The 13165-nt window shown below is 69.4% G+C and carries 11 protein-coding genes and 1 pseudogene; 10 read left to right on the forward strand and 2 right to left on the reverse strand.

What is annotated here, in order from left to right:
• A pseudogene (locus A5692_RS29115) lies at nucleotides 1-213 on the reverse strand (two-component sensor histidine kinase); the annotation flags it as partial.
• A 96-nt stretch (nucleotides 214-309) separates the two neighbouring features.
• On the opposite strand from A5692_RS29115, the gene lpqB reads away from it, so the two are divergent.
• The 7 genes from lpqB to A5692_RS15220 all read left to right on the forward strand — a co-directional run bounded on the left by lpqB (nucleotide 310) and on the right by A5692_RS15220 (nucleotide 9480).
• A complete protein-coding gene (gene lpqB, locus A5692_RS15190; protein WP_197514470.1) occupies nucleotides 310-2067 on the forward strand; it encodes an MtrAB system accessory lipoprotein LpqB in 1758 nt (585 codons plus the stop codon).
• A 251-nt stretch (nucleotides 2068-2318) separates the two neighbouring features.
• The gene (locus A5692_RS15195; RefSeq protein WP_068057269.1) at nucleotides 2319-2951 is read left to right on the forward strand and encodes a ComF family protein; all 633 of its coding nucleotides are present in this window, start codon (nucleotides 2319-2321) and stop codon (nucleotides 2949-2951) included.
• A 322-nt stretch (nucleotides 2952-3273) separates the two neighbouring features.
• Entirely contained in the window at nucleotides 3274-3942 is a 669-nt protein-coding gene (gene hpf, locus A5692_RS15200; protein ID WP_068057271.1) for a ribosome hibernation-promoting factor, HPF/YfiA family, read from the forward strand.
• Nucleotides 3943-4049: 107 nt separating this feature from the next.
• Complete coding sequence (gene secA, locus A5692_RS15205) at nucleotides 4050-6875, forward strand: preprotein translocase subunit SecA (RefSeq protein ID WP_068057273.1); 2826 nt, start codon at nucleotides 4050-4052, stop codon at nucleotides 6873-6875.
• Between the two features lie 135 nt (nucleotides 6876-7010).
• Entirely contained in the window at nucleotides 7011-7766 is a 756-nt protein-coding gene (gene mddA / locus A5692_RS15210) for a methanethiol S-methyltransferase (RefSeq protein WP_068057343.1), read from the forward strand.
• Between the two features lie 72 nt (nucleotides 7767-7838).
• Nucleotides 7839-8321 (forward strand): cation:proton antiporter regulatory subunit, encoded by a 483-nt coding sequence (locus A5692_RS15215; protein WP_068057275.1) that lies wholly within the window; start codon nucleotides 7839-7841, stop codon nucleotides 8319-8321.
• Nucleotides 8322-8325: 4 nt separating this feature from the next.
• On the forward strand, nucleotides 8326-9480 hold the full coding sequence (locus A5692_RS15220; protein ID WP_068057277.1) for a cation:proton antiporter: 1155 nt from the start codon (nucleotides 8326-8328) through the stop codon (nucleotides 9478-9480).
• A 9-nt stretch (nucleotides 9481-9489) separates the two neighbouring features.
• On the opposite strand, the gene A5692_RS15225 is transcribed toward A5692_RS15220, so the two are convergent.
• The gene (locus tag A5692_RS15225) at nucleotides 9490-10038 is read right to left on the reverse strand and encodes an Rv3235 family protein (protein ID WP_156766096.1); all 549 of its coding nucleotides are present in this window, start codon (nucleotides 10036-10038) and stop codon (nucleotides 9490-9492) included.
• Nucleotides 10039-10223: 185 nt separating this feature from the next.
• On the opposite strand from A5692_RS15225, the gene A5692_RS15230 reads away from it, so the two are divergent.
• The 3 genes from A5692_RS15230 to A5692_RS15240 are packed head-to-tail and all read left to right on the forward strand — an operon-like array spanning nucleotide 10224 to nucleotide 13115.
• Nucleotides 10224-11642 (forward strand): wax ester/triacylglycerol synthase family O-acyltransferase, encoded by a 1419-nt coding sequence (locus A5692_RS15230; RefSeq protein WP_068057279.1) that lies wholly within the window; start codon nucleotides 10224-10226, stop codon nucleotides 11640-11642.
• Between the two features lie 44 nt (nucleotides 11643-11686).
• Nucleotides 11687-12547, forward strand: coding sequence for a polyphosphate kinase 2 (gene ppk2, locus A5692_RS15235; protein ID WP_068057281.1), 861 nt, complete (start codon nucleotides 11687-11689; stop codon nucleotides 12545-12547).
• 49 nt (nucleotides 12548-12596) lie between these two features.
• A complete protein-coding gene (locus A5692_RS15240; protein ID WP_068057283.1) occupies nucleotides 12597-13115 on the forward strand; it encodes a hypothetical protein in 519 nt (172 codons plus the stop codon).
• The last annotated feature ends 50 nt before the right edge of the window (nucleotides 13116-13165 follow it).

A 13165-nucleotide genomic window follows, 5' to 3' on the forward strand; every position in this document is an offset into this window, starting at 1 on the left:
CGACCGGTCTTTGGTCTGCTGCGGGCCCGTCGCCGTCGTCGCGGTGGGCGGAATGGGCTTCATGGGCAGCGGGCTGGTGGTGACCTTGTGGCCGCGGACCAGCGGAAGGGTGAGCCGGAAACACGAGCCCTCACCGGGCTCACCCCACGCCTCCAGCCGGCCCTGGTGCAGGCGGGCGTCCTCCACGCTGATCGCCAGGCCCAGCCCGCTGCCCATGAAGCCCATTCCGCCCACCGCGACGACGGCGACGGGCCCGCAGCAGACCAAAGACCGGTCGCGTCAGCGCGAACACGCCGAGAGGAGCGGGTGATGCGGCGCCTGCTCGGGCTGTTGGTCCTCGCGGTGGTGCTGGCCGGGTGCGCGGGGGTGCCCAGCTCGTCGGCCCCCCAGGCCATCGGCACCGTCGAACGGCCGGCCCCGTCGAACCTGCCCAAGCCGACGCCGGGCATGGATCCCGACGTGTTGCTGCGCGAATTCCTCAAGGCCACAGCCGATCCCGCGAACCGGCATCTGGCGGCCCGGCAGTTCCTCACCCAGTCGGCGTCCAACGCCTGGGACGACGCCGGCAGCGCCCTGCTGATCGACCACGTGGTATTCGTGGAAACCCGTGCGGCCGAACGGGTTTCGGCGAACATGCGGGCGGACATTCTGGGGTCGCTGTCGGACATGGGGGTGTTCGAGACGGCGGAGGGGGTGCTGCCCGACCCGGGCCCGATCGAGTTGGTCAAGACTTCGGGCGGGTGGCGGATCGACCGGCTGCCCAACGGGGTGTTCCTGGACTGGCAGCAGTTTCAGGCGACCTACAAGCGCAACACGCTGTACTTCGCCGACCCCACCGGCAAGACGGTGGTGCCCGATCCGCGCTACGTCGCGGTCGCCGATCACGACCAACTCGCCACCGAGCTGGTCTCCAAGCTGATCGGCGGCCCGCGCCCGGAGATGGCGCACACCGTCCGCAACCTGCTCGCCCCGCCGCTGCGGCTGCGCGGGCCGGTGACTCGCGCCGACGGCGGCAAGAACGGGATCGGGCGCGGCTACGGCGGCGCGCGCATCGACCTGGAGAAGCTGTCCACCACCGACCCGCACAGCAGGCAATTGCTTGCCGCGCAGATCATCTGGACGCTGGCCCGGGCCGACATCCGGGGCCCGTATGTGATCAACGCCGACGGCGCGCCGCTGGACGACAGGTTCGCCGAAGGGTGGACGACCTCCGACGTCGCGGCCACCGACCCCGGCGTGGCCGACGGCGCCGGCGCCGGCCTGCATGCCCTGGTGAACGGCTCGCTGGTGTCACTGGACGGACAGCGCTTCACCAACGTGTCCGGGGCCTTCGGGCGGATGGGTGACCAGACCGGCGCCGCGCTCTCCCGCAGCGGGCGGCAGGTGGCGTCCGTCGTCACGCTGCACCGGGGCGCGCCCGACGAAGCGGCGTCGCTGTGGATCGGCGACCTCGGCGGTGAGGCGGTCCAGTCCGCCGACGGGCACAGCCTGACGCGGCCCAGCTGGTCGCTGGACGACGCGGTCTGGACCGTGGTTGACGGCAACAACGTGCTGCGCGCGATTCAGGAGCCGGCCTCCGGGCAACCCGCCCGCATCCCGGTCGATTCCGTCGCCGTGGCCAGCCGCTTCCCGGGGCCGATCACCGATCTGCAGCTGTCCCGCGACAGCACCCGCGCCGCGATGGTGATCGGCGGCCAGGTGGTGCTGGCCAGCGTCGAGCAGACCCAGGCCGGCCAGTTCGCCCTGACCTACCCGCGGCGGCTCGGCTTCGGGCTGGGCAATTCGGTGGTCTCGCTGTCCTGGCGCACCGGCGACGACATCGTGGTGACCCGCACCGACGCCAGCCATCCCGTCTCCTACGTCAACCTCGACGGGGTGAACTCCGACGCGCCGGCCCGCGGGCTGCAGATGCCGGTGCTGACCGTCGCGGCCAACCCGTCGACGATCTACGTCGGGGCCCCGCAAGGGGTGCTGCAGTACTCGGCGTCGGCGGCCGAAAGCCAGCAGGGCTGGTCGGAGGTGCCCGGGCTGACGGTGTTCGGGGCGGCCCCGGTGCTGCCGGGCTAGTGGCGATCGCAAGCGCGGCGTAGCCGGGCGCGGCGGGTCGCCACCATTGGGCTAGTGGCGATCGCAAGCGCGGCGTAGCCGGGCGCGGCGGGTCGCCACCATCGGGCTAGTGGCGATCGCAAGCGCGGCGTAGCGCCGCCACCGCCGAAATCGACGCCAGCGTGAGAAAGTGCGAGTAAGGGGCGCGCCAACGTCGATCTCGGTGTCAAGGCGTTTCGGTGTTGTCACCCCTGACGCCGAGACTGGCGGTCATGCTCGACCTCATCCTGCCGCTGCAGTGCGGCGGTTGCGGGGCCCCGTCGACCCGCTGGTGTGACGCCTGCGCCCGGGAGCTGTCGGTGGCCGCCGACCAGCCGCACGTGGTGAGCCCGCGGGTCGACCCGCAGGTGCCGGTGTTCGCGCTCGGCCGCTACGCCGGCGCGCGCCGGCAGGCGATCCTGGGGCTCAAGGAGCACGGCCGCGGCGACCTCGTGGGGCCGTTGGCGGCCGCGCTGGCCACCGGCGTGCACCGGCTGCTGTCGTGGGGGATCGTCGAGACACCGCTGACCGTCGTGCCGGCTCCGACGCGTCGTGCGGCGGCGCGCCGGCGCGGCGGCGACCCGGTCGCCCGGCTGGCGCGCACCGCCGTGGCCGGCCACCCGGGGATCGCCGTCGTCCCGGCGCTGCGGATGCGGGCGCTGGTTCGCGACTCGGTGGGCCTGGGCATCACCGCCCGCGAGCGCAACGTCGCGGGGCGGGTGCTGCTGCGGGGACGGCGACCGGTCACCGAGGCGTTGATCGTCGACGACATCGTCACCACCGGGGCGACGGCGCGCGAGTCGGTGCGGGTGTTGGGCGCCGCCGGCGTGCGGGTCGGCGCCGTGCTGACGGTCGCGGTCGCGTGAGGCTGTGCGGTCGCCAAGAGTATGTGAAGAACTCGCAACAGCTCCGCGAAATCAGTGGCATGGCGAGGCGAACAAGAGCTAACGTCGAGAACAACATCAATCGACTCACTGGTCTGACTCACTGGTCGCGACATTCCCAGGTTGAGACCCCACTCGCGGGAAGGGGTGAGTATTCGACACCTTGCATCGGCGAGCAGCCTGCGGCGGTGACTTGTTTCAGAGGACCGCTCTCCCACCTCGTCGGCGCGTCGTAGTAAGCCGGGCACGCAGGGCGCGTGCGACGTGAAAGAGAAACGAGTTGTCACGTATGTCAAGGCTATCCGTGGATTCCGGTCAGATTCTCGACCAACCGCCGACGCACACCGACGGCCAAGCTCAACCGACGACCGACGCCGAAGTCGTCATCAAGGGCCGCAACGTAGAAATCCCCGACCACTACCGCGTCTACGTCTCCCAGAAACTCGCCCGCCTCGAGCGGTTCGATCGCTCCATCTACCTCTTCGATGTCGAGCTCAAACACGCGCCCAACCGGCGCCAGCGCAAATCGTGTCAACGCGTGGAGATCACCGCCCGCGGCCGCGGGCCGGTAAGCCGGGCCGAGGCCTGCGCCGACAGCTTCTACGCGGCGTTCGAGTCCGCGGTCGACAAGCTGGAGAACCGGCTGCGCCGCGCCAAGGACCGCCGCAAGGTCCACTACGGCGACAAGACGCCGGTGTCGCTGGCCGCCGCCACCGCGGTGGTGCCGGCGCCGCCGCAGGAACTTCTGCCGGAGCCGCCCGTCGACGGCGACGGCACCGAGACCGACCACGAGCCCGGCCGCATCGTGCGGACCAAGGAGCACCCGGCCACGCCGATGACGGTCGACGACGCGCTCTACGAGATGGAGCTCGTCGGGCACGACTTCTTCCTGTTCCACGACAAGCAGACCGAACGGCCGTGCGTGGTCTACCGCCGCCACGGCTACGACTACGGGCTGATCAGGCTCTCCTGAGCAGGCCATCCTGAGGTTGGGCGGCCCTCGCGGGGTTGTCACCTACCATGGGAGTCGCCTTATAGAGACTCCTACCAACAGGGGCACATCCCAAAGGGGACAACACCGTGCTGTCGAAGTTGCTGCGCCTCGGCGAAGGTCGCATGCTCAAGCGTCTCAAGCGGGTGTCTGACTACGTCAACACCTTGTCCGACGAGGTCGAAAAGCTGACCGACGCGGAGCTGCGCGCCAAGACCGACGAGTTCAAGAAGCGGCACGCCGACGGCGAAAGCCTCGACGACCTGCTGCCCGAGGCGTTCGCGGTGGCCCGCGAGGCGGCCTGGCGGGTGCTCGACCAGCGCCCCTTCGACGTGCAGGTGATGGGCGCGGCGGCGCTGCACTTCGGCAACGTCGCCGAGATGAAGACCGGTGAGGGCAAGACCCTGACCTCGGTGTTGCCGGCCTACCTCAACGGCATCGGCGGCAAGGGCGTGCACGTCGTCACGGTCAACGACTACCTGGCCAAACGCGACAGCGAGTGGATGGGCCGCGTGCACCGCTTCCTCGGCCTGGACGTCGGCGTGATCCTGGCCCAGATGACGCCCGACGAGCGCCGGGTGGCCTACAACGCCGACATCACCTACGGCACCAACAACGAGTTCGGCTTCGACTACCTGCGCGACAACATGGCGCATTCGCTGGACGACCTGGTGCAGCGCGGGCACAACTTCGCGATCGTCGACGAGGTCGACTCCATCCTGATCGACGAGGCCCGCACCCCGCTGATCATCTCCGGGCCCGCCGACGGCGCGTCGAACTGGTACCTCGAGTTCGCCCGGCTGGCGCCGCTGATGGAGAAGGACGTCCACTACGAGGTGGACCTGCGCAAGCGCACCGTCGGCGTGCACGAACTCGGCGTCGAGTTCGTCGAGGACCAGCTCGGCATCGACAACCTCTACGAGGCCGCCAACTCTCCGCTGGTCAGCTACCTTAACAACGCGCTGAAGGCCAAGGAGCTGTTCAACCGCGACAAGGACTACATCGTCCGCGACGGCGAGGTGCTCATCGTCGACGAGTTCACCGGCCGTGTGCTCTACGGCCGCCGCTACAACGAGGGCATGCACCAGGCCATCGAGGCCAAGGAGCACGTCGAGATCAAGGCCGAGAACCAGACGCTGGCCACCATCACGCTGCAGAATTACTTCCGGCTCTACGACAAGCTCGCCGGCATGACCGGTACCGCGCAGACCGAGGCGGCCGAGCTGCACGAGATCTACAAGCTGGGCGTGGTGCCCATCCCCACCAACAAGCCGATGGTCCGCACCGACCAGTCCGATCTCATCTACAAGACCGAGGAGGCCAAGTACATCGCGGTGGTCGACGACGTCGTCGAGCGCTACGAGAAGGGCCAGCCCGTCCTGATCGGTACCACCAGCGTGGAGCGCTCGGAGTACCTGTCGCGGCAATTCCAGAAGCGCCGCGTCCCGCACAACGTGCTCAACGCCAAGTACCACGAGCAGGAGGCCGGCATCGTTGCCGTGGCGGGCCGCCGCGGCGGGATCACGGTGGCCACCAACATGGCCGGCCGAGGCACCGACATCGTGCTGGGCGGCAACGTCGACTTCCTCACCGACCTGCGGCTGCGCGAGCGCGGCCTCGATCCGGTGGAGACCCCGGAAGAGTACGAGGCGGCCTGGCACGAGGAGCTGCCCAAGGTCAAGGAGGAGGCCGGCAAGGAGGCCGCCGAGGTGGTCGAGGCCGGCGGCCTGTACGTGCTGGGCACGGAGCGTCACGAGTCGCGGCGCATCGACAACCAGCTGCGCGGCCGCTCCGGCCGTCAGGGCGACCCGGGCGAGTCCCGCTTCTACCTGTCGCTGGGCGACGAGCTCATGCGCCGGTTCAACGGGGCCGCGCTGGAGGCGATGCTCAACCGGCTGAACCTGCCCGACGACGTGCCGATCGAGGCCAAGATGGTCACCCGGGCGATCAAGAGCGCACAGACCCAGGTCGAGCAGCAGAACTTCGAGGTCAGAAAGAACGTCCTCAAGTACGACGAGGTGATGAACCAGCAGCGCAAGGTGATCTACGCCGAGCGCCGCCGCATCCTGGAAGGCGAGAACCTCAAGGAGCAGGCGCTGGACATGGTCCGCGACGTGGTCACCGCCTACGTCAACGGCGCGACCGCCGACGGTTACGCCGAGGACTGGGACCTGGAGGCGTTGTGGACCGCGCTCAAGACGCTGTACCCGGTCGGCATCGACCACGAGACCCTGATGCGCCTGGACGGTGACTCCGAGCGCGACGACCTCACCCGCGAGGAGCTGCTCGACGAGCTACTCAAGGACGCCGAACGCGCTTATGCGGCAAGGGAAGCCGAGCTCGAGGAGATCGCGGGCGAGGGTGCGATGCGGCAGCTGGAGCGCAACGTGCTGCTCAACGTCATCGACCGCAAGTGGCGCGAACACCTCTACGAGATGGACTACCTCAAGGAGGGCATCGGGCTGCGCGCCATGGCGCAGCGCGATCCGCTGGTGGAGTACCAGCGCGAGGGCTACGACATGTTCATGGCGATGCTCGACGGGATGAAGGAGGAGTCGGTCGGGTTCCTGTTCAACGTCACCGTCGAGGCGGTGCCGTCGCCGCAGGTCGCGCCGATGGAGGCGCCCGAGGGGCTCAAGGACCTCGCAACCGCGGCAGACCAGGGCGACACCGCGCCGCCCGTGCGCGAAGAGCCTCCAGCCCAGTTGCGCGCCAAGGGAATCGACGACCAGCAACCGGCCCTGACCTATTCCGGCCCGTCCGAGGACGGCTCGGCGCAGGTCCAGCGCAACGGCGGCGACGGCCAGAAGACGCCGGCGGGCGTCGCGGGGGGAGGCTCCCGGCGCGAGCGCCGTGCGGCCGCACGGCAGCAGGGTCGCGGGGCCAAGCCGCCCAAATCGGTCAAGCGCCGCTGAGCCGATAGTCCACTCGACGCGGCCCAGGCGGGCGCGCTGCGTCACGGACTGGTCAAAAATGCCTAGGGGCCGCTTCCGCCAAGATGAGGCAATCGACCTATAGGCGGGCGGGTGCACGCGGCGGACACTTGGCCCATGAAGCGATATCTGACGCTTGGCTACGGCGCCGCGGCGTACCTGCTCTTCCTCGCGGCCTTCCTGTATCTGATCGGTTTCGTGGGCAACCTGGCGGTGCCACGAAGCGTCGACCGCGGGCTCGCCGCACCCATCACCGAGGCGGTGCTGGTCAACACGGCGCTGATCGTCGCGTTCGGGGTCCAGCACAGCGTGATGGCCCGGCCCGCGTTCAAGCGATGGTGGGTCCGCGTCGTGCCGTCGCCGATCGAGCGCAGCACCTACGTGCTGCTGTCCAGCGCGGTGTTGGCCCTGCTGTACTGGCAATGGCGAACGATGCCGACCGTCTTCTGGGACGTGCGGGTGCCCGCCGTCCGCGCGGTGCTGTGGGCGCTGTTCTGGCTCGGCTGGGCGATAGCGCTGCTGGCGACGTTCCTGATCAACCATTTCGACCTGTTCGGGCTCCGGCAGGTGTACCTGGCGTCGCGCCAGAAGCCTTACACCAGCATCGAATTCCGCGTCCGCCTGCTCTACCGCGTGGTGCGCCACCCCCTGATGCTCGGGATGGTCATCGCGTTCTGGGCCGCGCCCGTCATGACGGCCGGGCATCTGCTGTTCTCGATCGGCATGACGTGCTACATCCTGATCGCCACCCAGCTGGAGGAGCGTGACCTGGTCGCATCGCTGGGCCCCCAATACCGCGATTACCGGCGCGAGGTGTCGATGCTGCTGCCGATACCGCGCCGCCAGCCCGCGGGGATGGCCCGCCAGGGCTGACTCTTCAGGAATTCTCTAGGAGCCCCGCGATCCGGCGACCGCGCCACCGGCCGGCCTGTCAGGATTGACGGTATGGATGTCAAGGAGGTGCTGCTGCCGGGCGTCGGCCTTCGCTACGAGTTCACCGATCACAAGGGCGACCGCATCGGCATCATCGCGCGGCGAAGCGGCGACTTCGAGCTCGTTGTGTATGCCCGCGACGATCCGGACAAGGCCCGGCCGCTCCTGCAACTCAGTGACGAGGAGGCCGAGGCGGTGGCCCAGATCCTGGGGGCGCCCCGGATCGCCGAGCGGTTCACCGAGCTGGCCCGCGAAATACCCGGCCTCGAGACGGGTCAGGTCCACATCCTGGCCCACAGCCCGTTCGTAGGGCACCCGTTGGGCGACACCCACGCCCGCACCCGCACCGGCGCCTCCATCGTCGCGATCGTGCGCAACGAGGAAGTGCTCGCCTCGCCCGGTCCGGCCGAAATGCTTTACGCCCGAGACGTTTTGATTGTGATCGGCACCCAGGACGGCATCGCCGGCGTCGAGCAGATAATCGACAAGGGCTGAGCCGGTGCAGGTTTCGTGGGCGCTGTTGCTACAACTCGGCGCCCTCCTGGCCACGCTTGCCGTGTTGGGCGCCGTCGCACGCCGATTCGCGTTGTCCCCGATCCCGGTGTACCTGCTCGCCGGTCTGTCGCTGGGCAAGGGCGGGATCCTGCCGCTGGACGCCGGCGGCCAGTTCATCACGACGAGCGCGCCCATCGGCGTCGTGCTGCTGCTGCTGACCCTGGGCCTGGAGTTCTCGGCGGCCGAATTCGCCGCCAGCCTGCGCCACCACCTGCCGTCCGCGGGCGTCGACGCCGTCCTCAATGCGGCGCCCGGCGCCGTCGCCGGCTGGCTGCTGGGACTGGACGGCGTGGCGATCCTGTGTCTGGCCGGCGTCACCTACATCTCCTCCTCGGGCGTCATCGCCCGCCTGCTGGAGGACTTGCACCGGCTCGGTAACCGGGAGACGCCGGCCGTGCTTTCCGTGCTGGTCCTCGAAGACTTCGCGATGGCGGCCTACCTGCCGCTGTTCGCCGTGCTGGCCGCCGGCGGCGGCTGGCTGCACGCGGTCGTCGGCATGGTGGCGGCGGTGGCCGCACTGTTGGCCGCCTTCGCCGCGTCCTACCGCTGGGGCCACCACGTCGGCCGGCTGGTCGAACACCCCGATTCCGAACAGCTGCTGCTCCGGGTGCTGGGCATCACCCTGATCGTGGCGGCCCTGGCCGAATCCCTGCACGCGTCGGCGGCGGTGGGCGCCTTCCTGGTGGGCCTGACGCTGACCGGGGAGACGGCCGATCGGGCGCGTCGAGTGCTCGGGCCGCTGCGGGACCTGTTCGCCGCCATCTTCTTCCTGGCGATCGGCTTTTCGGTCGACCCGCACGCGCTGGTCCCGATGCTGCCGGCGGCGCTGATCCTGGCCGCGGTCACGGCGGCCACCAAGGTCGCCACCGGGATCTTCGCCGCCCGGCGCGACGGGGTGGCGCGGCGCGGGCAGCTGCGCGCGGGCACCGCGCTCATCGCCAGGGGCGAATTCTCGCTGATCATCATCGGGTTGGCGGGCACGTCGATCCCCGCGGTCGCCGCGCTGGCGACGTCGTACGTCTTCATCATGGCGATCGCGGGGCCGGTGCTGACCCGCTACGCGGGCGGTCCGCTGGCACCCAGCGGTCCTGCGCGCTGATCCGTCGGGTCAACCGATGTGGAGGGCCACCACCAGCCAGCGGCCTCCGGCACCGGCAGGCACCCGCTCGACGCGGCAGGCGATCGCGTGGATCCGGTTGCCGCGGCTGTAGGAGCCGGAGACCTCGGCCGCGGCCTGGGGGTCCCCGTGACCGGCCGGCTGCAGACGCATCCGCCGCAGCACCGCGGCGCCCTCGTGGCCGGCGGTCGTATGGCCCACCGCGACCACGGAATCCACCAGGCTGGGCGTCAGCAACGGGCGCAGCTGGGCGGCCGGGCGGCGCCGGTCGATGACTTCGAGCACCCGCCGCAGCGCGGCGTCGGCGAAGGCCGCGGCCTGCCGCATCTGCCCTGACGCGGCGGCGCGGGGCTCCGCCGTCGGCCTTCCCGGCGGGTGGGGCCGGCGCGCGACGCGGGTGCTGCGCCGTACCGACGGCGCGCGGGACGACCGCCGGCAGGCCGGGGCGCTCCGCGGCACCTCCCGTGCCGGGGGCTCGTAGTCGACGACGGGCAGGACGGCGAAGGCGTCGGGCTGACCCACGACAGGATTGGTGTTCAACGCGCACTCTCCAACTCATCGGCCGGGACCGGAAGCCCGCTGGAGAGTGGCAGGCAGTGGTCATCATGGCACAACTCGGGCGCGCGCGTACCCGCGCTCGGCCCGGCCCCGCCCAGACGATTACCGTGGTCGGGAAATCTCGTGTAGCGACGCCGGCGATGATTCGACGAGGAGGACAACTCCCTATGGTGACCCGGTTGTCCCCGGCGGACGCGGCGTTTTTCCGGCTGGAGAACACGGCCACCCCGATGTACGTCGGATCGCTGTCGATCCTGCGCCGTCCGCGCGCGGGATTGAGCTACGAGACGCTGCTGTCCACGGTCGAACGGCGGTTGCCGCAGATCCCGCGCTACCGGCAGAAGGTCCGTGAGGTGCGGGTGGGCTCGGCCCGGCCCGTGTGGATCGACGACGCCGACTTCGACATCACCTACCACGTGCGGCGCTCCGCGCTGCCCTCCCCGGGCAGCGACGAACAGCTGCACGAGCTGGTCGCCCGCCTGGCCGCCCGGCCGCTGGACAAGTCGCGGCCGCTGTGGGAGATGTATCTGGTCGAGGGCCTGTCCAAGAACCGGGTCGCCCTCTACACCAAGTCGCACCAAGCCTTGATCAACGGCATGGCGGCGCTGGAGATCAACCACGTCATCGCCGATCGCACCAGACGCCTCCCGGCCCTGCCCGAGGACATCTGGGTCCCCGAACGCGACCCGGGCAACGCGCGGCTAATCTTCGGGGCCATCGGCGACTGGTTCGTCGGGCCGACCACCCAGCTGCAGGCCGTCGGGTCGACCATCGGCGGTTTGGTGACCAACAATGGTGAACTGCTGGCCGCGGGTCGCCGGGTCGTCGATTTCGCGCGGACCGTGGCGCGCGGGACCGCGCCGAGCAGCCCGCTCAATGCCAACGTGTCGCGCCACCGGCGGTTCACGGTCGCGAGCTGCAACCTGGACGACTATCGCACTGTGCGCGCGCGCTACGACTGCGACGTCAACGATGTGGTGCTGGCGGTGATCGCCGGCGCTTTGGGCAACTGGCTGATGTCACGCGGGGTGGCGGTGTCGCCGACCGCGACCGTGCGCGCGATGGCGCCCCTGTCCATCTACGCCGAAGGCCAGCTCGATGCGACCGGACCGGGCCAAGCGATCGGCCAGGTGATGCCGTTCCTGGTGGACCTGCCGGTGGGGGAGCCCAACCCGGTCGTCCGGCTGTCGCAGATCGCGCACGCCACGGAGTCGAACCCGACGGCCGCGCGCCTGGTGGACGCCAGGACCATCGTCACCCTGTCGGGATTCGCGCCGCCCACGCTGCACGCCATGGGTATCCGGGTCGCCACCAGTTTCCCGAGCTTCTCCAGGCGGACGTTCAACCTGCTGATCACCAATGCGCCCGGGGCCCAGTCGCAGATGTACATCGCCGGCACCAAACTGCTGGAGACCTACGCCGTCCCGCCCCTGCTGCACAACCAGGCGCTGGCCATCAGCGTGACGTCCTACAACGGCATGCTGTATTTCGGCATCAACGCCGACCGCGAGGCGATGAGCGACGTCGAGCTGCTGCCCGGCCTGCTGAGCCAGTCGCTCGAAGAATTGTTGGAAGCTTCCCGGTAATTAGTCACAGTGAAAAGCGATGGCCGGTTCTATCATTCGTTGATGTGAGCACCGCGACGAAGAGCGCCAAGGCGAAGGCGGCGAAATCAACTGCGCCGAACGCGCCCAGGATTTCCGACGAGGTATACCAAGCCGAATTGTTCCGGTTGCAAACCGAATTCGTGAGGCTGCAAGAGTGGGTGCGCCATACCGGCCAGCGCCTGGTGGTCGTTTTCGAAGGCCGCGACGGGGCGGGCAAGGGCGGCACGATCAAACGGATCACCGAATACCTCAATCCGCGCGTCGCCCGCATCGCGGCGCTGCCCTCGCCGACGGACCGGGAACGCGGCCAGTGGTATTACCAGCGCTACATCGCCCACCTTCCCGCCAAAGGGGAGATCGTGTTGTTCGACCGGTCGTGGTACAACCGCGCCGGCGTGGAGAAGGTCATGGGATTCTGCACGCCCCAAGAGCATGCGCTGTTCTTGCGGCAGACGCCGATCTTCGAGCAGATGCTCATCGACGACGGGATCCTGCTGCGCAAATACTGGTTTTCGGTTTCGGAGGGCGAGCAGCTCCGGCGGTTCAAGGCCCGGCTGAACGACCCTGTGCGGCAATGGAAACTGAGCCCGATGGACACCGAATCGCTGTACAAGCGGGAGGATTATTCACGCGCCAAGGACGAGATGATGGTGCACACCGATACCCCGGTCAGCCCTTGGTATGTCGTGGAATCGGACATCAAAAAGCACGCGCGCCTGAATATGATGGCGCACCTGCTGTCTACGATCCCCTATCACGACGTCGAGCGGCCGCGCGTCAAACTCCCCAAGACGCCGGTGGTGAGCGGGAACTACCGGCGCCCGCCGCGTGAGCTGTCCAAATACGTCGACGACTACGCGGCCACACTGATAGGGGATTCGTGACGATCGCAAGAGCGGCGGAGCCGGTCGAAGCGGGTCGGCAGGTGTCACCGTGACGCTCGTCTACATTCCGGCCACGCTGGCGATGTTGCAGCGGCTCGTCGCCGACGGCTCGGTACGGCCCGTCAACGGCACCGCGTTCGCGCTGACGCCGGCCCTGCGGGAGGCGTACGCCGAGGGCGACGACGACGAGCTCGCCGAGGTCGCGCTGCGTGAGGCGGCGCTGGCCTCGCTGCGCCTGTTGGCCGATGACGCCGGCGCCACCGGATCCCTGCCGCCGCGGCGCGCGGTGCTGGCCGCCGAGGTCGACTTCGGCGAATCCGGGGTCACCTACCGGCCCGACCTCGACGACGCGGTGGTGCGGCTCAGCGGCCCGGTCGCGCTTGCAGACGTGATCGCCGCGTACGTCGACAACGCGGGCGCCGAGCCGGCGGTTACGAAGGCGATCGAGGCCATCGACGCCGCCGACCTGGGTGACGAGGATGCCGAGTTGATCGTCGGCGACGCGCAGGACCACGACTTGGCGTGGTACGCCAACCAGGAGCTGCCGTTCCTGCTCGAGCTGCTCTAGGCCCGGCATGCGAACCCGGCGGCATCGCGCCTCTCCGCCTAACATGCAGC

It is taken from the genome of Mycobacterium sp. E342 (assembly GCF_001667665.1).
In the GTDB taxonomy this organism is placed as follows: Bacteria; Actinomycetota; Actinomycetes; order Mycobacteriales; family Mycobacteriaceae; genus Mycobacterium.